The organism is Acidobacteriota bacterium (assembly GCA_016196065.1).
GTDB lineage: Bacteria > Acidobacteriota > Terriglobia > Terriglobales > Acidobacteriaceae > Acidiflorens.
In genome coordinates, this window is the sequence record JACPYL010000025.1 from 43,559 (window position 1) to 66,004 (window position 22,446).

Sequence of the window (22,446 nt, forward strand, 5' to 3'; positions counted from 1 at the left end):
CCGACCGTTATTTCTTGCGAACAAGGTTGGGGACGCCTTTTGCAGGTATAACTTCTGCAAGGATTTACACACAACCAGAGCAAACGGCGGCGTAAAATAGCAAGGGAAAGGGTCCTGTGCCCAAAGCATATTCCAAGGCAGCGTGGATGTGTCAGTTCGTGGGCTTTGCCCTCTCGCTGATCTGGACATCGCTCAGCGCCCGGGCACAGACCTGCCAGACTGCCTCCGATATGGAGGCCCCCGCCCGCAGCGCACTGGAAACCACGGCCAAGCGTTATTTTGAAATGGTCTCGCGCGGAGATTCCACCGGGCTCCAACAGAGTGCCATCCCCTCCCTGGCGGCGGACTTTAGCGGAATCGCGGCCGCAGTCAAAGAAAACCAGGCCGCCTTCGCTGGAGCGAAGGGCACGGTTCGACCGCCGTTTCTGCTGAGCGCCGAAGGCAAGGACCCGCTGCCGCGCGCCGAATTCTTGTGCGGCGTTTTTGGATCTTTGGGCCAGACCAGAGACAGCGCCGTTTTTGTATTGGCCAATCTCCCGCCCGGCAAGTATGGGGTCGCGATCGTGGACGCAACTGGAACCGACGACGCCCGGGCGATGACGATGATCCTGCAACAACTGGGCGCAGATTGGAAGCTGGCCGGCGTCTTCGTGCGAGCCTCGCAGATCGGAGGCCACGATGCGGCGTGGTTCACGCAACGTGCGCGGGAGTTCAAAACGAAGGGTCAGAATCGAAACGCCTGGCTCTATTTCCGCGAAGCTATCATGTTGACCACGCCCGCCGATATCATGAGCACACAGGCGACAGACAAGCTCTACGACGAAGCTCAGGCCGTGCAGCCTACTGACCTTCCGATCGACGGGAATGTTGTCGATCTGGCCGCGGGGGGCGTCACGTATCAACTCACCGCAATCTTCGCTCTGGGTACCGGTGGCGAACTTGATCTAGTCGTACGGTACAGGGCAGCTGATATTTCTGACACGCTGCGCACATTTCAGACGAACAACGCGCTGATCAAGGCTCTGGTGACCAGGTTTCCCGAGTTTCGTGATGGGTTTGCCGGCATCGCGGCCCGCGCCATTGATCCTTCCGGGCAAGGCTACGGATCAATGCTGCCGGTGCAGGAAATCAAGTAGGTCGAAAGGCCTCGGTCTCAGGTCTCCAAAATACCCTATAGAATTGTCATCTGAGCTAAGCGAAGGACCTGCGTGTGTCCGCAGCCAAAGAAGGCAGATCCTTCGCTTCGCTCAGGATGACTATTTGTACAAAGAAATTTGACACCTGATTTTTCATGTCCACTTTCCCACTCACGCTTACTTTCGCCGTTGACGACGCGGGCCAGCGCCTTGATCAGTATCTGGTGTCGAAACTGCCGGAGGTGAGTCGCGCGCGGGTTCAGCAACTGATTGCGAACGGCGAGGTGCTGGTTGGGGGCAAGGCAGCGCGCGCCTCTTTGCGCCTTAAAGGTGGAGAAGAGGTGGTCGTTACCGGCCCGCCGCACGCTGCTCCCCTGCGGGCTCTTGCAGAGGAGATTCCTCTCCACATCGTGTACGAGGACGGAGATATAGCGATCGTCAATAAGCCGGCCGGCATGATGGTGCACGCTGGCGCCGGCGCTACCGACGATGCCCGCAATCGCGGCACACTGGTCAATGCCCTCCTGCATCATTTTGGAACGCTGTCAGAAGTGGGTGGCGATCTGCGGCCAGGGATCGTGCACCGCCTCGACCGCGCTACCAGCGGGCTGATGGTGGTCGCCAAGAATGACGAGGCTCATCGCAAGCTGGCCAAGCAATTTTCCTCTCGCGAGGTTCACAAGACTTACCTCGCGCTCGTCCAGGGCTGGCCAAAGCAGGATCGCGGCACGATTCGCACGTCCATCAGCCGCGACTCCCAACGCCGGATTCGCATGACCGCGGGCCGTCCCGGTGGACGCGAAGCGGTGACGCATTATGTCGTGCAGCGCAAACTAAGTACGGTGTATGGCAAGTTCGCGCTGCTTCAACTCAAGATTGAAACCGGACGCACCCATCAGATCCGCGTGCACCTGTCGTCGATTCATCATCCAGTGGTCGGCGATACGCTCTACGGCGCGGCGGGTGAGATGAAAAGCGAATCCGGTAAGGTTCGGGCTGCGGGACAATCGCGCAGCGTGTCCCTCGATCGAAATTTCCTGCATTCTGCGGAGCTGGAATTGAAGCATCCAAAAACGGGAGAGACGATGCACTTCTCGTCCGTGCTTCCGCCGGAACTCGAAGCCCTGCTGGTGAGTTTGGGACAAGAGACATAACCTGCCCTGCGAATCCTATGCCCGTCGCGGAGGGTTACGACCGTGATACTGTCCGTGCTGGGTTAGCAGCTATAATGTGGGACATCCCATGAGCTTTCTCCGTTTCCGTTTTCCCATGTTGTTGGCAGGGTGCTGGATACTTGCCGGAGTCGCAGTCGGCCAGAGCACCGATAAGGATCTTCCGTCCGCACCGTCCGCGACCGTGCAGGAAAATGCTCCTGCCAAACAGCCGCCGGCAAGCGACAGCAAGCCGCCTGCGGCACAGAAACCGCAAAAGCCGATTCAGGAACTGAAGCCCGGGGACAACACACCTCCCAGCAGTACTCCGCCGTCCAGCACGGCACCCAGCGCTCCGCCGGTCGAGGAAACCGCAAAGCCTGAGCCGCAGACGCCTGCGGCCACTACACCTGCCGCGACGACTCAGCAGCAAGCGCCGCCGTCTACGCCGGGAGCACCGCAACTGGAGAACATGCCGGGAGCAAATCCCAGCGAAGCCGTGGCTCAGTTCGTCGTGGGCGTGAACGAAGTGCGCGCCATTTTTACTGTCACCGACAAGCACGGCCGTTACATCAAGGATTTGAAGCAGAACGATTTCCGCGTGCTGGACGATCACAAGCCCGCCGTTCGGGTCAATAGTTTTCGCAGTGAGACCGACCTTCCTCTGCAAGTCGGACTGGTCATCGACGCCAGCAATTCTATTCGCGACCGCTTCAAGTTCGAGCAGGAAGCCGCGATTGAGTTTCTAAACTCCATCATTCGTCCGCGTTTTGACGTGGCCGCCACCATCGGCTTCGACTCGACTCCCGATGTGACGCAGGATTTCACCGACAATACCGAATTGCTTTCGAGAGGTGTGCGCTCCTTGAAAGCGGGCGGTGGCACCGCGATGTACGACGCTCTGTACGCCACTTGCCGCGACCACCTCATGAAGCAACCGCAGACTGGCCCGGTGCGGCGTGCGATCATCCTGCTCAGCGATGGCGACGACAATTCGAGCCACGTGACCCGCGAGGAATCGATCGAAATGGCGCAACGCGCGGAAGTGATCGTGTACACGATCAGCACCAACATCACAGGCTCGAAGACGAAATCCGATAAAGTTCTGGAGCGCATTGCGGAAGCCACCGGCGGCCGCGCGTTTTTTCCATTTCAAATTCGAGACGTGTCGGACGCGTTCGCCTCCATCCAGGATGAGCTACGCAGCCAGTACGCGATGACCTACCGGCCTGCAGACTTTGTCGCCGACGGGCATTTCCGCACCATCGAGATTCTCGCGCAACAAAAGGCGTTTCACGTTCGCACCCGCAAGGGGTATTACGCGCCGAAACGTTAGCTGGAATTGTCAGCTACGAGCTTGGAGCCGCGAGCTTGCGGCAAGTCATTTATGCCGGGATATTCTGGAACTCCCTTACCAAAAAAGCTGGGTATCAAGGAAGGGTTGCGCGTCCGCCTGATTCGCATGCCGCCGGACGTGCACGCTGAACTTCAGGATGCTTTGGCGCGATGTCGCATTGTGAAGGATCTGGCTGGCCCGTTGGATTTCATCCACCTGTTTTCCAAGTCGCGTCGCGAGTTGGAGCGAGAGATGCTGCGAGCCGCCAAGGCGCTCGCACCCGCCGGAATGATTTGGATTTCGTGGCCGAAGAAATCTTCAGGAGTTGCTACTGATCTGACCGAAGATGTCATCCGGCAGACTGGACTCGGCATCGGCCTGGTCGACGTGAAGGTGTGCGCGGTCACCGAGGTGTGGTCGGGGCTGAAATTTGTAATTCCGGTGAAGAACCGGCCGAAGAGCTGAAGCGGCCCTCCCCGAGTTATCGTGCCGAGTGAATCGAAGAACCTGATTTCCGCAGCAGCACAGGACAGCAGGTCCTTCGCTTCGCTCAGGATGACAATCTAATTTTCTGGATGCTGTGCTCTCGGCGTAGTCTTTCGCGACGACAATAGCGCCAATTCGAAAAGCTAGCGGCGATTGCCTATTCTTCTTTGCGGGGCATCGCGTAGTAGCCACTGCGAGCTTGAATTTTGTACTCTCCGCCCTTGGCCTTAATTTCAATTTTTCGGAACGAGCCGTCCCGATTGTTATTCGTGGGCGTGTAGCCGATATTGTATTGCGAGCGCAGTTCCTGCGAAATCTGGTCGAAAGCTTGTTTCAGCTTGTCGAATTTGTTGCCGACTTCGATCACGCGGCCGCCCGTCTCGGCGGTCAGTTTGTGCATATCGCCGCCGCCAAAGCCCATGCTGATGCCCCGATCGGCGATCAAGAGCACGTAGCAGATCGTGTCCGATTTGTGAGCCGCCTCGATGGCATCCCTGATCTTCAGACGGCTACCCTGGTCTTCGCCGTCGGTGAGCAGGATCATTGCCTTCCGGCCGACTTCCTGAGAGAAAGCGTCGTGCGACGCCACGTAAACAGCGTCATAGAGCACCGTACCGCGCGGACCGGTCGAAGGGCACGGGATCGGGCCGCCGCCCAGGCCGGGCAGATTGGCGCAGGCACCGGTCCCGGAGTTGATCTTGACCGAGTTCAGCGCTTTCTTGAGTCGCGACACAGAACTGGTAAAGTCCTGCAACAGATTCACGTCCACGTCGAAACTGAAAACCGCAGCCATGTCGCGATCGTGCAGCGTATTTTCCAGAAAAGAGCCGCCTACTTCCTGTTCAATTTCCAGAACACGGCGCTGGCTGCCGCTGGCGTCGATCAGAATACCGAGCGTCAGGGGAAGATCGCTTTCCGCCTTGAAGTACTTGATCGTCTGAGGTTTACCGTCTTCAAAGATGTCAAAACTGTCTTTGGTGAGGCTCGGGATGAGGGCTCCGTGCTTGTCCTTGACGTTGAAGAAGAGCTGCACCACCTCGACATTGGACTTAAAAGTGACTGTCGGCTGATCATCTGCTGGGGCGGGAGGCGTATCGGTCGTCTGCGCGGTTAGCGAACCGGCGAGCGCGAGAACCATGACAGAAACAGGTACAGCGAAGTACGACCTGAAATGCAGCTTGGACATGTGAGTTTTCATCCCGAAACTTTGCTAGTCTATCCTGTAAGACTTAGATGCACCAAAGCGCGCGCTGCGGGCATCTTAATGACGGGGCGGTTCCAAAAATAGCCCTGGTGCGTGCCAAGGTTCATGCTTAGGAAGGGCGGGTTTCCCGGAAATGGCTAAGAAATCCAGCGCGATCGGATTCGCGGCACTGATCTTGTTGCTGGCAGGAGCAGGCTGGACACAGCAGCAAAAGACCGAAGAAGTCCCGGACGCCCCGTCTGCTAGTCGACCGATCCCGCCGCCCGCGTTGCCAACGAGCAGGCCGTCCGCGGATCAAGGTGATCAGGGCGAGAGTTCAAGCGCGGACCAGCCCAAAACACCACCCAAGGAAGCTGATCCGGTCCTGAATGCGCCTCCTCGCAGCGATGCCCCGGCGGCCAGCCCCGATGCCGAAGAAAAGACAGCGCCACCGCCCATGCCACCGGTCAAGACTGTGCCTGAGGGTTCTGTGCCCCCGGATGATGGTGCCGCGACTGACGTCGACAACACTCGAGAAAAGCTCTATCAGCTTCCACCTGTCATTGTGACCTATGTGGTGGTTCCGGTAATGGTGAAGGACAACAATGGACGCTTGGTCCCCGGCCTGTTGCCCAAGGATTTCACCGTCCTCGAAAACGGGCAGAAACAGCCGCTGAAGTTCTTCACCAGCGACCCGTTCCCGCTGTCGGCGGCAGTGATTTTCGATCTTGGCATGTCGGACTCAGGCGTGCGCAAGATTCAGGAAACGCTCCCGGCACTGCAAGGCGCATTCAGCCAGTTCGACGAGGTCGCGATCTACACCTACAGCAGCACCGTCAGCCAGGTTTCGGACTTCACCTCTGTGAGCCAGCGGCTGACGGCGGTCCTGAACCAGATCAAGACCTATTCCGGGCGCAACAATGGGCCGCCGGTCACCGGAGGACCGCTCGGTCCGCAAGGTCCGACCATCAATGGGCATCCTGTCGATTCGCCGATCCAGCCCGTGATCACGCCGCCCCGGCAGTCGCACGTAATGAACGATGCCATTCTGCGAGCGGCGCGCGATCTTTCTAAACGCGATCGCACCCGCCGCAAGATCATTTTCGTGATCAGCGACGGACGCGAGATTGGAAGCGACGCCGGCTATAGCGACACTCTGAAAGTTCTGCTCACGCAAAATGTGACCGTCTACGCGGTCGGCGTGGAAGGGGCCGCGCTTCCAGGCTATGGGAAGCTCCAAAAAATTCACGTTCCAAAAATACCGATGCCCCCCGGCCTTCCTGACATCAACTTCGGCTACGGCAATATTCTGCCAAAGTATGTGTCGGCAACGGGCGGAGGAACGGTCTACGCGGAGAATGCGAAACTCGATATTGAGAAGGCCTATGCCCGGGCCATTGGCGACGCTCGCAACCAGTACACGCTCGCATACTCAGCGCGGCCAGGAGGGGGCCAATATCGCCAGATCGAGGTACGGGTACGACGTCCGGACGTGAAGGTCTACGCGAAAGACGGCTACTACCCGCTGCCGACGCCGAAATGAGGCTGGTCTCAGTTCCCGGTTCTCAGTTCTCAGTTGTGACGTAGTTGAAAACCGCCAAGAAAATCGTTCCCTCGAGGAGAAATCCGCGTTCCTGAACCGAATGGGAACTGGGAACTGAGAACTGGAACTGATTGAGCCTGTGGCCTTTTAGTAACGTGAGTAACCTGCAGGTACCCCTCCGGGTGTGATATAAAAAGTTGCAGTATCCGAAACTAGAATTTTAGGGATTTGTGCAGGAACGACTCCCGCATGGGGAATGTTCCGCGTCGTCTCTGAGGAAGCCTTTGAGTTTCATCAACTTCGCAGCTCGCGAGATTAACTGCAAGATCGTCTACTATGGCGCCGGATTAGGCGGCAAGACGACGAACCTGCAATTTATCTATCAAAAAACCGCCGAGCAGCAGAAGGGCAAGATGATCTCGCTTGCCACCGAAACTGACCGTACCCTGTTCTTCGACTTCTTGCCATTGGACCTGGGTTCGGTACGCGGCTTCAAGACCCGTATCCACCTCTACACCGTCCCTGGCCAGGTTTTCTACGACGCCAGCCGCAAGTTGATCCTGCGCGGAGTAGACGGCATTGTGTTCGTCGCCGACTCGCAGGGAGAGCGCATGGACGCCAATGTCGAAGCACTCGACAACCTGATGGACAACCTCAAGGAACACGGCTACGACTTCAACAAGATCCCGTATGTCCTGCAACTCAACAAGCGCGATCTGCCCAACGTGCTGGCCGTCGATCAACTTTCCAAAGAACTGCGTAAGAAAAACGAAGCGGTGATCGAGTCAGTGGCGTTTCAGGGTGTGGGCGTGTTCGAGACCCTCAAGGAAATCGCGCGCCAGGTTTTGACCGAGTTGAAGCAGGGCGGATAGCTAAAGACAGTTCTCGGTTCTCAGTTCCCGGTTCTCAGTAAAATCCCACCAATCCTGCGTCGCAGACTTGCTTAGACCGTGGTTTCCAGTTGGCCTGACAGCTCTTCCCATTCCGTCATTAATCCTGCCAGGAACAATTTGTTCTGGCTAAGTTCCTGTCCCTGCCGGGCGGTTTCTTCGGCGCTCACGAAATTCTGAAGTTGCGTCTCGCAGTGCGCGATGGCGGCTTCGGTTTGCGCGATTTCTGCTTCGAGTTCGTGTAGACGGTCTTCCATCTGCTTGCGCTTCATCGGGTTCATCCGCTTAGCTTTGGATTCCGCCGGCGTGACCACAGGCGATGGCTGATTCCCACTGGCGGGCGTCGTTTCGATGCCGACCGATTTCGCCGTCTGCGCTTCCAGTTCGGCTGCTCCGCCCTGCTTGCGCCAGAGGTAGTCTTCGTAATTTCCGGGATAGATTTCGACCTTGCCATCGCCAATTTCGAAGACACGCGTGGAGAGTTTGTCGATGAAATAGCGGTCGTGCGATACGAATACGACTGTGCCCGTGTATTTTTCCAGGGCTTCGAGCAGAACGTCTTTGGCGCGGATGTCGAGATGGTTGGTCGGCTCGTCGAGCAGCAGGAAATTTGCCGGATGCAGCAGCATTTTCAGCAACGCATAGCGGTTGCGCTCGCCGCCGGAAAGCACGCCGATTCGTTTGAACACGTCATCACCTGAGAAGAGAAAACAGCCAAGCAGGCTCCGCAATTCCGTCTGCGTGGACGTGCCTGATTTCTCGCCGAGGTCTTCAAGAATTCGCGCTTCGGGATCGAGTTCCTTGTATTGATCCTGCGCGAAGTAATCGAAGTCGACGTTGTGGCCTAATTTAAATTTGCCGGCGGTCACGGGTTCGGTGCCAGCGAGCAACTTGATGAGGGTCGACTTCCCTGCTCCATTGACCCCGACCAGCGCGATCCGTTCCCCACGCTCGATGTTGAAGTTCACTTTCTCGAACACCCGATGGTCACCGTAACTCTTGGCGACGTTCGAGAACTCGGCGACGATCCGCCCGCTGGGCTTGGGCTGCGGAAAGGTGAAGTGGACGGTCTTTTCTTCCTCTGGAATCTGGATGCGCTCGATCTTATCGAGTTCCTTGATGCGGCTCTGGACCTGCTTGGCTTTGGTCGCGGTATAGCGAAAGCGGTTGATGAATACTTCCAGCTGCTCGATCCGCTCTTTTTGCGTTTTGTAAGCGGCCTCGAGTTGTTCTCTGCGTGTGGTTTTTGCCTTTAGATACTGGTCATAGTTGCCAGCATAGAAGTGCATTTGCTTGTTCCAGATTTCGACGATGCGCTTTACCGTGACATCGAGAAAATAGCGATCGTGCGAAATCAGAACATACGCGCAGGGATAGCTGGTGAGATATTCCTCGAGCCAATTGCGGGCTTCGAGATCAAGATGGTTGGTGGGCTCGTCGAGCAGAAGGAGGTTCGGTTTTGAAAGTAGAAGCTTGGCGAGCGCGAGGCGCATCTGCCAGCCGCCGGAAAACTCGTCGGTCAGCCGAGTCCAGTCGTCGCGATGAAAGCCAAGCCCGGTAAGCACTTTGCCGACTTCGGCTTCCAGCGTGTAGCCATCGCGGGCGCGAAATTCATGTTCCAGTTTCTGATAGCGGTCAGCGACATCGGCATAAGCGGCGCTCGTCTGATCGAGTTCCGACATACTTTGCGCCAGAGACTCCATCTCCTTCTCCATGGTGTGGAGTCCTGCGAATACTGACATACATTCTTCGAAAATGGATTTGCCGCTGAGAGTCAGGCCGTCTTGCGGAAGGTATCCGGCGGAAATTCCCTTCGCACGCGAGATGGAGCCATAGTCGAGCGATTCCAGGCCCGCCAGAACTTTCATCACGGTGGATTTGCCGGTGCCGTTCCCGCCGACGAGTCCGATGTGGGACTCCGGCGTGATCAGCCAGTCGGCGTCTTCGAAGAGGAGTTTGTGGCCATAGCGCTTACCGGCGCCGGAAAGTTGAATCATGGGACTGTGGTTATGGTCTCACGAGCGGCAACGAAATGGGCGCGATCCCTCTTACAGTTTTGCAGGCGCGATGGACGACACCATCCACTCGCTGATGGGAAACGCCCGGCGACAATCCAAGCAGTGCGTCATAGGAAACTGGGTCGAACATTGCGGGCAAACGCCGTGCGTCTGGAAGGTGTCGAATGACGCGCCGCACTTGGCGCACTTCCAGAATTCACCGAGGGGCGGCTCGGATTTGCACCAGGGACAGGCGAACCCGTTTCGACGCGGAATCTTTGCCAGCCGCGATAACGCTCGAGCCTGCAGCAGTCCGCCCCAGCAATTCATGAGGACAAAGACCGCTACGACGCCGGTCCAGACCGACTGCATCCAAAACGCCAGGGCCACCATCCCAATCACACCGACAAAGCCAAAGATCGCGGCTACCATCAGGCTGCGCGCGCGTCCCAGGACAAACCAAAGCAGTGAACGAAGAATCTGCCCGCCGTCGAGAGGATAGACAGGCAGCATGTTGAAGATCAGAAGGACCAGGTTGATCCACCAGATGTTGCGCAGCAGCATGTGAGCATTGGGGTTTGCCTGAGACCACCCGGACGATCGCCCAAGCCAGCCCAGGATCGACAGGGTCGGAACCAGCACCACGTTCACGAGCGGCCCGGCGGCGATGCTCCAGAGCGTGGCGCCCGGTCGCGGTGGCGGGTCGACATACGCGACACCGCCGAGAGGCCAGAGCACGATCTGATTGGCCGCGCCTCCTACCTGCCGACAGGCGAGAGCATGGCCAAATTCATGCATGGTCACGATGAGAAACAGCGCGAGGTACTCCAGCACATTCCAGCTAACGGACGAATAGGATCTGCCCCGAGCGTTGATCTCGTAGAAGGCCACTACGAACCAGGACCAATGCAGAAAGACATTTATTCCGGAATAGCTGAAGATGCGGATCGAGCCTTGGCGATTCGGCATGTAGGAGATTTATAACACGCGGTTTCTGGTCGGCAGCGCGATACAACTACTTCTCTGCCAACCTTCGGGGCCGCTGCTTGGCCGAGATCGACCTGATGATCGTGGCGCCGCGGCCAGTCTGCGGCAGAGGATTCTTCGCCTGGGCGACGGCCTCGTTCAGCAGGGCCTGGACTTCTGGTTTGGCGAGCGTGGCCGCGCTTTCCAACCGGAGAAAGCGATTCTGGGTACCGCTGCCTCGCAGAATCCTGAGCGGGTCGGACAACTTTGATCCCCAATAAAAACTAAGGTTGATGCCATGCCCGTCCGCTGCGAGCGAGAACAGGCAGTCTGAAGTGCGTTCTGTGGTGCAATACCCGATCACGAAAAAATTGTAGTTGTCATATACGAGTTCGTTGGCAGTTGGAAATGTCTTGCGCAGCAAACCGCGCGCCGCGCGTATCTGCCTAGCGATCCCGGGATCGAACTTAGCGATGAATCCCACCATCTGCTGGGCGGGTGATGCGGACTGAGCAGCCTTTACGGTCTTCTTCACCATGAGTCTCTGCGGGTCATCTTACAGCACTAGCGCTTTTTCGCCGTCTAGTAGCGGAACAGATACGAGACCTTCACGAAGAATTGCCTTCCATCGTTGATGAAGCTGTCCCGTGTGTGCAACAGGTTTCCATTGGGATCAACGCTGAGGGAGCGATCCAGATTCTGAAGATTGCTGTTGTAGCCCACGTAAACCGCTGTCCCGGGATGAGGCAGATAGGTAAACAGGACATCAGCATTCAGGTTTTTCGTATTCTGCAGAGAGGTCAACGCGGGATTGCTCAGGGTGGCGGTGTACTGTCCGATGACACGCAACGAAAACGCGCGTGTGAACTGATAGTTCCACTTCGAGCGGATGATGTGGTTGTTGAAGATATTCGCTCCCGTCTTCAGGTCTTGCAGACGCGTCATTAGATAGGTGTTATCCACGGTGAGACCCTTCACCGGGCGGATGGTGGCCATGATCTGCGCGTAGCTGGAGCCGGCCAGGACAGGCGGGCCCACGGCGGTGTCAAAATTTGTGTCCGTGCCCCACCCCAGTTCTCCGTTGAGCGTCACCTGTTTGAAGTACCCGTTGTCGAAGAAGAAACCGGAATGGCGGTGAGCGTAATCGCGGTTGCCTGCAAGCGTGTTGAAATCCACTGGACGCAGCCGTTCATGGCCCAGATTGGTGAAAACACCGAAGACCGTTTGTCGTTGAAAGTTCCAGCGATAGTTGGCGTTGGCAAAGTATTCCAGCCGAGTGCCTGTGTGATCCCAGTTATTGATGGTGAACAACCCAGGTCCGTGCGACACCAGATGCTTCCCTTCAGGCCGGAATGAATACCTCGCAAAATTGCTGAACCGACGGATGTCCGGGCGGCGGAAGAAGCCCGTTTCCGTTGCAAAATGCGCAGCCGTGTCCTGGTACAGAGAGTTAAATTCCAGCTGGCGGGAGCTGCGTTCGACAAAGGCCCAGTACGCTGGTCCGCCTTGATGCGTGCCATCGTTGAATTTGCTGTGGGAGAACACCGCCTGCGCCTGCGCGGTCCACTTGGAATTCAACTTGATCTTGGTATCGATTCCCGCGACACGGTTTGACCCTACGGTGCAGGGAGTATCGAGACAGAGCGTGAGCGGCACCGTCCCTTGTTCGCGGTCGGTGTAGATGAATCCGAGGGTCGATTCCTTCCCGATATCGCGATTCACGCGCAGTACCGTGTAATAGGCCCTCTGGCCGCTCAGCGGATCGTTGGGAGGAACACTTCCGCCCGGAGACTTGTCATCGGCAAACAGCGCGCCCAGCGCCCATGGCCCCAGTTTTCCGGTGAGCCGTACGCCGTATTCGGGATCGGCGATGCGCCGTGTGAAGAGCAACGGTATCGGAGTGTCGAAGAAGCTGCCGTTCTCCAGAAAAAATGGGCGTTTCTCCGGAAAGAATACTTCGAAGCGCTGGTTCACCGTAACCTGCGGTTCGTCGGACTCAACCTGCGCAAAGTCCGGGTTGATCGTGGCATCGAGTACGAAAGCGTCCTTGATCACAACTTTCGAATCTAGACCCAGGCGTGGCTCAATGTGCTTGCCGTGGAAATGCGGATTCTGGGGGTCGCGGTCATCCAGATCGCGAAAGGTGCGGACGGATGCATAGGGAATGAACTGCATGTTCCGGCCGGGCGAAATCTTCTCCAGCCCGTCCATAACCGTTTCCTGGCTCAAGAAGCCCTGGGCATTGCTGGTAATGTGCGGATAAAACGAGTATTCGTTATTGCGCCTGATGTCGCGCTCGAAGAACAACCCCCAATTTTGTGTAGCGCTCGCAGGAAAACGCAGCGACTTGAAGGGTATCTCAAACCAGATCAGATACCCTTGCGCGGTGAGTTTGGCATCCGAGTTCCACAACATGTCGAAGGAAAGATCCGGCTCCTGATCGCTCCAGATGCCATCCTGCTGCACACCTTCTGGATTGACGAAGAAAAACACAGCATGTTTTTTATCGTGGAAGGTATCCAGAACAATTCCGAATTGATCGTCCTCGTTAATCAGCTCGCGGCGTGCCCTGCGGGCACGAATTTTGCTGGGCTCCGAGTCGAAGCACACACAGACTATGTAGAGGTTGCGGTCGGTATACCCGAGATACACTTCCGTCTTCTGCGAGACCGGGGCACCATCTTTGGGATCTCTCTGAACGAAGCCTTCGACTTTCAGCATCTTCCCGGCAAATGCGGGAGAAGGCTGCATGTTCAGAAAATCGGCCAGCACAGGACCATGCTCCAGTTTGGGAATGTGCAGGTTGGCAAACGCCTCGGGATGCCCCGCTACAGCGTGATCGTCACGCGCCACCAGGGGTGTGGCCAACATCAGCAGCCAAAGGAGTGCGGGCAGGCGACTTGTCATCGAGAACACAACGCGAGAAAACCTTTCCATTTATACGGGTGCTCCGCCTGCCCAGTTTCAGAAATCATCGGCAATATTGCGCAATGACGGGGACAACCATCGTGGGACTCAGGACACGAACAAACGTTAGCGCTCCGTGGGCGCTTTCGTATCCATAACCGACTAGCGAGCGGCGACGAGGCGGGCAATGCCCAGGTGGTCCAGGGCTCGATCGACCACGGTCTGGAGTTCGCGAGCGTATTTCACTTCCCTGCCCTTAGCGAGCGTGACACGCGCTTCTTCGGGGGCAAACCAGGTGGGATTGCGAAAGGGTTCCTCAGGATTGCGTGTGCGCTGCACCTCCATGAGGAAGGCCTTGACGGCGTACTCCTGCACGCCTCCGTTCTGCCAGAAGACGCCTTTCGAGTAGGTGTAAATGTGGAAGTGTCGCGGCTCGATGATTCCTGTAGCGCCCGCTTCTTCCATGGCCTCGCGTTCTGCGGCCTGGCTGTGAGATAGATCGTCTTCAGGCATGCCTTTTGGGAACGTCCACTTGCTGCCACCGTTGGTGTTCACCAAAAGAAACTCAGCGTGTGAGTTGCGCCGGCGATAGCAAACCGCCGCCACCCGCAGCGGCAGTGTGGATCGGGTTGTTCGAGACGCACCCATACCTATCAGTAGACTACCTTGAAGATATTTCACGAAGATGAAATTGCATCGTAAAGTGTGCACTTTGGTACGAGGCCTTTTGCCTCTAGCGGGTGGCACGTGATGAGATTTGGCCACGACTTGCGATCAGGACATGAAAGGTCTCGCCCATCCCCGATGGCGTGATGAGGTGTTTGAGTTGAAGCGCTACTTTGGCGCGCTCCTGGGGTAGCCGGCAGTCTTCAAAGGCATCCGCAAACTGATTCTCTTCGCCCAGACTCATCAGGAATTGCGACTGCGTGCGGAGCGGTTGAACTTCCATTCCCTGGGCGCTGGCGGCCGCGGCGACCGCAGTGAAATTCACGTGGGCAGTGAGATCCTGATCGCCGGGAGATTGATACGGATCGCCGGTGGCGGAATGACGTCGATAGGCCATGAGAGTTCCGCGATGATGTCCAGCGAGTTGCTGGGCGCGGGTATAGCCGTAGTCGATCACCACGACGAAACCTCGCGACATCGAGTCGGCAATAGACTTCGTCCACGACTGCGAGAGACGCGGCACTTCGATACGCTCACCGGGTTCCGGATGCACTCCATAGCAATCGAGGTATTCGAATTCATCCTTCGTTGGCGCGAGCCACATTTCGCGCAGGCGAGTGTTTTCGATGCCCAGGTAAAGCTTGCCTTGCTGGGTCAATATTTCGACGGGAAGGGCGTCGAAAAATTCATTAGCGAAGACAATCATGGGAACATCGTGCGGCGTGGTGCGTTGGACGGATTCTGGCTGGCCTTCCCCAATCGTAACTTTGCCGGCCGCGATGAAGTCTCGCAGGTTTTCGTGCAGTTTCGTCCGTAAACCGGGCGAAGACTCCTGCAATGTGTAGCGAAGAGCTGCAAAGAACTCAGGAAACTTCTTGCGTGACCAGTCCAGCACGTCGCGGGCGAACAGGCCGCGGCCAGGGCCAAGTTCGAGTATTTCAATCTCTGGCGGACGGTCGAGGGTACGCCACATTTTTTCGAATTGACGGGTCAGCAGCCGCGCGAAGACTGCATGCACGTCGCTTGACGTGTAGAAGTCTCCCGCTTTACCGAACTGCTCTGCATTGCGGGAGTAGTATCCGGCGACAGGATCGTACAAACAGATTTGCATGTAGCGAGAGAACGGGATCGGGCCGCGCGCGCGGATTTCCTGTTCGATCTGTTCGCGGAGTGACATCGCCGGGCCTCGCTGGAATTCTAGTGGAAAGACGCGGCTTGCCGCGTCTCCAGGTCAGCCCGAGATATGTGATGGAAGCGTGTGTATCCGAGTACCGGACCGCACAGATTACGCAGCCGCCCGGAGTGCACCCCGGTTGCCATGAAAGATGCGCTTGATGGGAGGCAGTGCCAGGTAAAAGATGCTGACCGCGTTGATCGCCGCAAAGACAAGCGGCAGGCCGTGGGAAGCGATCAGGACCGGCAACAACGCCATGAGACCGATCGCCGAGAACAGGAGCGTCAGCAGGCGGCCCCAGTTTTCCATTTTGAGGAGTCCGAATCCGGCGATCACGTGGAGAAGGGCGAACACAATGATGCCAAGTCCGGCCATACGTCCGAGACTGTGGAGCATGCGTTCGAGCGCATTGCCTTCGGCGGCCAACGATGCCAGTTTCGCGGCCAGGCTGGTAAACAGCAGTAGGCTCAATCCAAACAACACTCCCAACACACCGCGCAGTATCTGATAAATGCCGATCAAGGTGACGCCAAGTGGGCGCATGGCTTCCTCCGGGGAAATCGGCACGAATATATCACAGGGAAGGCCTGGTGTAGTGCCCCACCTACGCGGCTTTCGCGGGGCTATCCGGTTGTTTGCTGGCCTTATTCGTAGCGCAGCGCTTCAATAGGATCGAGGCGGGAGGCCTTGATCGCAGGCAGCATGCCACTGATGACACCGACAAATCCCAGGATCAGCGTTGAGGCAATCAGGGTGGTGGAATCAATGGTCAGATGGATGTCGCCTTCGCTGGCGTTTTCCATGAAGGCGCTCCAGAGCGTGAGTGAACCCACCGACCACGAAACGATATAAGCCAGCACAACGCCAGCAAGTCCGCCGAGCAGTGTGATCACCAGTGCTTCCGCCAGGAACTGGAAAAGAATATGCCAGCTTCGTGCTCCGAGGGCTTTTTCGACGCCGATCTCGCGGGTACGCTGGGTCACGGAAACCAGCATGATGTTCATCAGGCCAACGCCTCCGATGCCGAGGGTCAGAAGGCCGATGAAGCCGAGCAATATTTTGATTCCGGTCGTGATGATGCGCAAGTCAAGCAGGTCCGCGATCACGTCGAACACAAATATCGCGCGCTTGTCCTTCGGGTCGAACTCGTGATGAAAAGCCATCGACTGCCGGATCGCGGTGGCCACTTTTTCATGATCGCCTTCGTACTCCATCACAACCGCGTTCAGGTAATAGGTGTTCTTGATGTCACTCATGGCGCTGAACGGGATGTAAATCTTATTGTTCATGTCATCGTCACCATTCTGAACCGCGTGCTTCAGAATGCCGATGACTTCATAGGAGATTCCGTCGACACGCACCTTTTCGCCTAATGCGTTCTGGCCGGAGAAGAGCTTCCTCTTTACGTCGGAGCCGAGCACCGCAACCCGCGTATGCGTGTTTTCGTCCAGTTCAGTAAAAAACGTGCCAAACTCCACGTCCATTTTGCGCATGCGCGAATAGTAGGGATACACACCGCTCACGCTGTAACTGCCGCTACGGGTCCCGTAGCCCGCCGTGCTCTGCTTGGACGTTTCTGGAGAGAGCCGTTTGATCAACGGCACTTCGGCTTGCAGATAGTCGAGGTCGTTGACGGTCAGTTTCACTTCGGCCCCAGCCTTGGTGCCTCCGGCCTGCAGTGAAGTGCGTCCCGGGAAAATGAAAATCAGGTTTGTCCCAAACGAGCGGAACGCGACCCACAACCCGCGCTCGAACCCGGCTCCATAGGCGAGGAGCAGCACCACGGTCGCAATCCCCCACGCCATGCCGAGCATCGTAAGAACGCTGCGGCGGCGATTGTACTTGAGCGCGTTGTAGGCCTGATGTCCGAGTTCGAGGACCATAATTACTCCTGGCGCAGCGCTTCTACAGGCTGCAACAATGCCGCCTGGCGCGCTGGATAAAGTCCTGCCGCAATGCCCGCAACCGCTAACGAGAGAATGGCGACCACTGCGGACGCTGGTACGATGCGCGGCGTATCAAATCCTTCGGGCGCCGGCAACATCGCGAGGAGTGAAACAAAGCCGCCGACTACGAGCAGTCCTATACCGCCGCTTAACGCGGTCAGGAATGCTCCCTCGACGAAGAACTGGGTCAGGATCGCGCGGTGGGTTGCGCCGAGAGCTTTGCGCAAGCCAATTTCACGGGTGCGTTCGGTGACCGATACCAGCATGATGTTGATGATGCCGATTCCGCCGAGGCCGAGTGTCACGACGCCGACCACTCCCAGAAACCAGTCCATGGCATCGAATATCTTGCCGACTTTCTGGTTGTTTTCGATTGTGTCCCAGTCGCCAAAGGAGTCTTCCAGCTTGGGATCGAACCCGTGGCGTCGAGCGATGATGTCGTGCAGTTCGTTCCGGGCCTGGAGATGTTGCGCGGGCGTGGTTGGACGATAGTTCAGAAATGAGATTGCATCTTCGGAGTTCTGTTCCTTCAGCGGAAACAGGCCGCGCATGGTTTCGATCGGGATAAAGATGCGGGCATTCGTCCCGTTATTGCCGTCCTGACCGACTTTGGCGACCACGCCAATAATTTCAAAACGCGAGCCGTTCAGCAGGACGGTTGAACCCACCGCCTCATTGCCCCCTGGGAAAATGTTTTTCAGCAATTCCCAGCCGACTACCGCGACCCGTCGTCCTTCGGTGTTGTCTTCCTCGTTGAACCAGCGCCCCGTGCCGACGGGGACATTGCGAATCTGGTTATATTCGGGGGCGATTCCAAAGATCTGCCCATTGGTGGTACCGAAGTCGCTGACAGCCCGGATATCCTCGCGGTTCAAAACTGGAGAAATATTCTTTAAGGAGTGGGCATCGCGCCGTATCGCCAGATAATCCTGATAGGTGAAGTGGTAACTGCGTCCAGAAAGCGAATTGCCCGCGACCGCCGGGATGCGTCCCGGGAACATGAACATGATGTCCTGTCCGAGAGTGGCGAGCTGGCGAGTCTGTCCGCTACGGAAGCCCTCACCCAGACCGACCAAAAGCAACAGGGAACCAACCCCCCAGGCGATTCCGAACATGGTCAGAAACGAGCGCATCTTGTGTGCCCACAAGGTGGCCAACGACTGGCGGACGATCTCAATGAGCATTCGCATAGGCTTGTTTCCGCTGGGGCAAGTCGAGGAAAGGGCATCCACCACCCCGCCCTCTGATTGATACGGCGGGACGAGACGCACGGTTCCCACAAAAAGCGCCAGTTCCTAACTTAGACTCCAGCAACGGGTTGGACGTTAGCAGCGCACCGATGGACGGCTGGGTCCGTCGCAATATTCACAGCATTTCGCTCACCGCTAACCCGCGGGCACGTCTAAGCATGCGCTATCTCCATGCAGATCTAGAATCTGGAATCCCGATCGAATACCAACATCTGCATTACCGGGGTAGCCCCAGGAGGCTCTCGCCCATGATTCGCTTCGCCCTACGAGGAATGATTTTCAGCGTGATGTTAGCGACGTTGTGCGGACTCAGCTCCGCACAGTCTTTCGTGTTGGACCTGCCGCGGCCCAGCCAAGGCGCAAAGATCACGCAACGGGTCGGCATCACCGACGTCACGATTTCTTATCACCGTCCGCTGGTCAACAATCGCAAAGTCTGGGACGGCCTGGTTCCCTACGGGAAAGTCTGGCGTGCTGGGGCCAACGAAAATACCACGATCACATTCAGCGATCCGGTCATGATCGAGGGCAAGCCGCTCGACAAAGGGACTTACGGCCTGCACATGATCCCCACCGCCGACGATTGGACGATTATCTTTTCGAAGAATTCGACTTCCTGGGGCGCCTTCACCTATGACCAGGCCGAGGATGCGCTGCGCGTCAACGTCAAGCCGCAAGCGGCCGAAATGCACAATGCATTGACCTACGATTTCGACCAGTTGACTGCTAGTTCCGCGGTGGCCGTCCTGGAGTGGGAGAAGGTCGCGGTTCCGTTCAAAATCAGCGTCGACGTTCATGAAGTGGTGCAGGCAAGCCTAAAGAAACAACTCCGTAACCTGTCGCAGTACACCTGGATCAGCGGCGACGACGCGGCGAATTATCTGCTCGCGGAGAAAGTTGCGCTCGACGATGCCCTCAAGTATGTCGACGCGTCGATTACGAACGAAGAACGCTACGACAACGAGATGACCAGATCGAACGTGCTCGCGGCACTCAACCGCAAGGATGAAGCAGCTGCAGCAGAAAAGAAAGCTCTGGCATTGGCAAACCCCTTGCAAATGCACACCTATGCCCGCAACCTGCAAGGACAAAAGCGCGCGGACGACGCGTATGCAATATTCCGCGACAACGCCAAGAAGCACCCCGAGATGTGGTTCACTCATGCCGGGATGGCTCGCGTGTTGTCAGGCCAAGGAAAATTCGATGACGCGGCGAAGGAAATGAAGATCGCGCTGGAAAAAGCGCCTGACAATCAGAAAACTTACGTTGACGGACTGGTGAAGAAACTGGAATCGAAGCAGGACATCAATCAATAGCATCTGATGATGCGGGGCTGCCGACTCGCGCAGCCCTTGCATTTTCCTGTGCCCGCGTGTCATCAATAATCCAGGAGATCAAGCATGAAGCAAATTGCCCTGTTCGCAGTTCTGGCCATGTCATTTTTCGCCCAGGCTCAGAATCCAAAAGCATCCACGCTCAAAACCGTTCTACTGGAGCAACTACGAACCACGCACAACGTGAAGGATTGGTTTGTTCCCGCCAATGTCGCAGTGGAAGGCCTCACTCCGGAGCAAGCCAGTTGGACCGACGGGCACGGCAATCATTCGGTCGGCCAGCTTGCCTACCACTTGATCTTCTGGAACCGTCACGCACTTGCCACATTCAAGGGCGAAAAGCCAGCCAAGTTCGAAGGCGACAACAAAGAGACGTTCAACAAATTCGACAGCAAGACTTGGCCCGCGACTGTAAAGCAACTCGATGAAGTGATGACGGAGTGGGAAAAAGCCGTGGAAGCAGCGGACGAGAAAAAAGTGGAAGCCGCGGCGTCCACGATCGCCCACATCGGGGCACACAATGCGTATCACATCGGACAGATCATTTACGTCCGCAAACTTCAGGGCTCCTGGGATCCGGAGAAAGGTGTGAAATAGGCCTCACGAAGCAAGGGTGTGCGCCCATCTCTGCGACAGCCGTGACTCACCTGCGCCATCAGTTCACAATGAACTTTGTGGCACTGGTGGCAGTTCCTCCCGGCGTGGTCACCGTGATCGCTCCAGACTTGGCTCCGACCGGCACCGTGGCGGTAATCTGTGTGTACGAGTCCACCGAGAACTGGGCGCTCTTGGTGCCGAATGCCACCTTCGTGGCCCCGGTAAAGCTGTTGCCGGTGATCACGACCTGAGAGCCCACCGGCCCGCTGCCCGGGCTGAAGTTTCCCACTGCCGGGACAACGAGGAATTTCTGGCTGCTCTTCAACGTGCTATGAGCAATCGAGACGGTCACGAAACCGGTAGTTGCCTGGAATGCGACAAAGGCGGTGATGTACGTGTCAGAAAAAATATTCGCGGAAGCCGGCTGGCCGTTGAACTTGACACTCGTCGTTCCCAGCAGCCCTTCGCCCAGAATTTCGACAGTTTGTGAAGGCACCCCGAAGGACGGATTCACAAGGACGAACGGCTTGAGTCCGATGTCGTAGCTGAAGAACGCTCCATGACCTGCCGCACCCCCCGTCGTGGCCTCGCCGTAGAGCTTCCCGTTCGTGTGTTGCCGGAGTGTAGCCGTCGGGAGTGAACCAGTTGCGGCAACGAAGTCATACAACTTCGCGTACACACCGCCCGACGTAATGCGGAAGAGAGATCCCGCGGAGTTGGTTCCACCCGCGGACGTCACGCCATAGAATTTCCCGTCACTGGCCTGTACCAGGCCCGCGTAAGGCTGGTTTCCGTCAGGACTCCCATTCGTGCGATCGAAATTGTAGAGTACGGTTAGTTTTTTCTTGGCGGTGAGTTTGAAGACAATGCCACCACTGTTCTTGGTTCCCCCATCTCGTGCCGTCCCATAAAAGTTGCCGTCGGAGCCTTGCACCAGGGGAGCAAAAATGTTGGAACCGTGAGTCGAGTCGAAGTTGTAGAGAACAGTGAGGGTGCCACCGGGAGTGATCTTGAATGCCGTACCAAATCCAAGGGTTCCGCCTACCTTGGTGGTGCCGTAGAGATTTCCGTCTCGTGCCTGAATGAGCGGCGCGATCGGAGTCGAACCATGAGTGCCGTCGAAGGCATAGAGCACACTGAAATTCCCGCCTGATGTGATCTTGTACACCGCGCCGAAGCCCAAGGCGCCCGTCGATGTGACCCCGTAGTAGTTCCCATCGGTAGCCTGAATCGGCGGCGCATAGGGGTTTCCTCCTTCGGCGAGCGCGAAGTTATGGAGTGTAACCGGAGCGCTTCCGGGGACGAACTTAAACACGGTTCCGAAAAAGTTGGCGCCGTTATTGAAAGTCGCACCGAGAAAACTGCCGTCGGCGGCCATGGTGAGTCCGCTGTAGGGATTCACGCCGATCGTGTTATCGAAGCTGTACAAATCGGTGTACACGCCGGCGGGAGTGACTTGAAAAATGCCGCCTCGCCCGGAGGTTCCACCCAATTGAGCCGTGCCATAGAGGTTTCCATCGCGACCCTGGGCCAGGATTCCCGGATACTGCGGCGCCGAGAGGCCAGGTGTATTGAAGTCATGCAGGTCGGTGTACTGCGCTTGGACGACAGGAATTCCGAACACGGCGATCGCCATGGCCGCTACCAAAGCCATCACATGCAGTTTGCCACTCCATTGCCTGGTCATAGATTCTCCTGGGATAGCGGTTTACCGAGCACGCGTCGTCAAGAGGCGCACTTCTTCCTTCACTCTGTAATGTGCAATAGCAGGGGAAATCAGCTCACAAAATCACGACAAATTCTCCAACCGGAGAATCATGCCGCCCCACGTGTGACACGCCTGAGGGAGGAGTCACAATGCGACAGCGCGCTGAACACTGAAGA

19 protein-coding genes are annotated in these 22,446 nt (G+C 57.1%); 8 read left to right on the forward strand and 11 right to left on the reverse strand.

Annotation, left to right across the window (positions count from 1 at the left end; all coding sequences use genetic code 11):
• The first annotated feature begins 116 nt into the window (after positions 1 to 116).
• From HY010_18065 to HY010_18080, 4 genes are all read left to right on the forward strand, one after another.
• Positions 117 to 1,136 (forward strand): hypothetical protein, encoded by a 1,020-nt coding sequence (locus tag HY010_18065; protein MBI3477642.1) that lies wholly within the window; start codon positions 117 to 119, stop codon positions 1,134 to 1,136.
• Between the two features lie 155 nt (positions 1,137 to 1,291).
• Positions 1,292 to 2,290 carry an RluA family pseudouridine synthase gene (locus HY010_18070; protein MBI3477643.1) on the forward strand — a complete coding sequence of 333 codons (999 nt, stop codon included), beginning with the start codon at positions 1,292 to 1,294 and terminating at the stop codon, positions 2,288 to 2,290.
• Between the two features lie 469 nt (positions 2,291 to 2,759).
• Positions 2,760 to 3,623, forward strand: a complete 864-nt coding sequence (locus HY010_18075; protein ID MBI3477644.1) for a VWA domain-containing protein — start codon at positions 2,760 to 2,762, stop codon at positions 3,621 to 3,623.
• Positions 3,624 to 3,674: 51 nt separating this feature from the next.
• Complete coding sequence (locus HY010_18080) at positions 3,675 to 4,088, forward strand: DUF3052 family protein (protein ID MBI3477645.1); 414 nt, start codon at positions 3,675 to 3,677, stop codon at positions 4,086 to 4,088.
• Between the two features lie 178 nt (positions 4,089 to 4,266).
• Here HY010_18080 and HY010_18085 read toward each other — a convergent pair whose 3' ends face one another.
• Positions 4,267 to 5,247, reverse strand: coding sequence for a VWA domain-containing protein (locus tag HY010_18085; protein ID MBI3477646.1), 981 nt, complete (start codon positions 5,245 to 5,247; stop codon positions 4,267 to 4,269).
• A 199-nt stretch (positions 5,248 to 5,446) separates the two neighbouring features.
• Here HY010_18085 and HY010_18090 point away from each other — a divergent pair, with 199 nt between their 5' ends.
• Positions 5,447 to 6,835: a VWA domain-containing protein gene (locus tag HY010_18090; protein ID MBI3477647.1), complete on the forward strand. Its 1,389-nt coding sequence runs from the start codon at positions 5,447 to 5,449 to the stop codon at positions 6,833 to 6,835.
• Positions 6,836 to 7,119: 284 nt separating this feature from the next.
• Positions 7,120 to 7,707: a GTPase domain-containing protein gene (locus HY010_18095; protein MBI3477648.1), complete on the forward strand. Its 588-nt coding sequence runs from the start codon at positions 7,120 to 7,122 to the stop codon at positions 7,705 to 7,707.
• Between the two features lie 71 nt (positions 7,708 to 7,778).
• Here the strand turns inward: HY010_18095 and HY010_18100 are convergent, their stop codons facing one another.
• The 9 genes from HY010_18100 to HY010_18140 form a co-directional block, all read right to left on the reverse strand.
• Complete coding sequence (locus tag HY010_18100; protein MBI3477649.1) at positions 7,779 to 9,722, reverse strand: ABC-F family ATP-binding cassette domain-containing protein; 1,944 nt, start codon at positions 9,720 to 9,722, stop codon at positions 7,779 to 7,781.
• A gap of 51 nt (positions 9,723 to 9,773) precedes the next feature.
• Positions 9,774 to 10,691, reverse strand: a complete 918-nt coding sequence (locus HY010_18105; protein MBI3477650.1) for a site-2 protease family protein — start codon at positions 10,689 to 10,691, stop codon at positions 9,774 to 9,776.
• 46 nt (positions 10,692 to 10,737) lie between these two features.
• A complete protein-coding gene (locus tag HY010_18110) occupies positions 10,738 to 11,226 on the reverse strand; it encodes a hypothetical protein (protein MBI3477651.1) in 489 nt (162 codons plus the stop codon).
• Between the two features lie 44 nt (positions 11,227 to 11,270).
• Positions 11,271 to 13,625 (reverse strand): carbohydrate binding family 9 domain-containing protein, encoded by a 2,355-nt coding sequence (locus HY010_18115; GenBank protein ID MBI3477652.1) that lies wholly within the window; start codon positions 13,623 to 13,625, stop codon positions 11,271 to 11,273.
• A 132-nt stretch (positions 13,626 to 13,757) separates the two neighbouring features.
• Positions 13,758 to 14,243, reverse strand: coding sequence for an NUDIX domain-containing protein (locus HY010_18120; GenBank protein ID MBI3477653.1), 486 nt, complete (start codon positions 14,241 to 14,243; stop codon positions 13,758 to 13,760).
• A gap of 85 nt (positions 14,244 to 14,328) precedes the next feature.
• Entirely contained in the window at positions 14,329 to 15,438 is a 1,110-nt protein-coding gene (locus HY010_18125; protein MBI3477654.1) for an SAM-dependent methyltransferase, read from the reverse strand.
• A 108-nt stretch (positions 15,439 to 15,546) separates the two neighbouring features.
• On the reverse strand, positions 15,547 to 15,978 hold the full coding sequence (locus HY010_18130; GenBank protein ID MBI3477655.1) for a hypothetical protein: 432 nt from the start codon (positions 15,976 to 15,978) through the stop codon (positions 15,547 to 15,549).
• Between the two features lie 101 nt (positions 15,979 to 16,079).
• Complete coding sequence (locus HY010_18135; GenBank protein MBI3477656.1) at positions 16,080 to 17,318, reverse strand: ABC transporter permease; 1,239 nt, start codon at positions 17,316 to 17,318, stop codon at positions 16,080 to 16,082.
• Between the two features lie 2 nt (positions 17,319 to 17,320).
• Positions 17,321 to 18,571 (reverse strand): ABC transporter permease, encoded by a 1,251-nt coding sequence (locus HY010_18140; GenBank protein MBI3477657.1) that lies wholly within the window; start codon positions 18,569 to 18,571, stop codon positions 17,321 to 17,323.
• 347 nt (positions 18,572 to 18,918) lie between these two features.
• Here HY010_18140 and HY010_18145 point away from each other — a divergent pair, with 347 nt between their 5' ends.
• Positions 18,919 to 19,947: a DUF2911 domain-containing protein gene (locus HY010_18145; protein MBI3477658.1), complete on the forward strand. Its 1,029-nt coding sequence runs from the start codon at positions 18,919 to 18,921 to the stop codon at positions 19,945 to 19,947.
• A gap of 84 nt (positions 19,948 to 20,031) precedes the next feature.
• Positions 20,032 to 20,562, forward strand: coding sequence for a DinB family protein (locus tag HY010_18150; protein ID MBI3477659.1), 531 nt, complete (start codon positions 20,032 to 20,034; stop codon positions 20,560 to 20,562).
• 58 nt (positions 20,563 to 20,620) lie between these two features.
• Here the strand turns inward: HY010_18150 and HY010_18155 are convergent, their stop codons facing one another.
• Positions 20,621 to 22,249 carry a hypothetical protein gene (locus HY010_18155; GenBank protein ID MBI3477660.1) on the reverse strand — a complete coding sequence of 543 codons (1,629 nt, stop codon included), beginning with the start codon at positions 22,247 to 22,249 and terminating at the stop codon, positions 20,621 to 20,623.
• Positions 22,250 to 22,446: the final 197 nt, after the last annotated feature.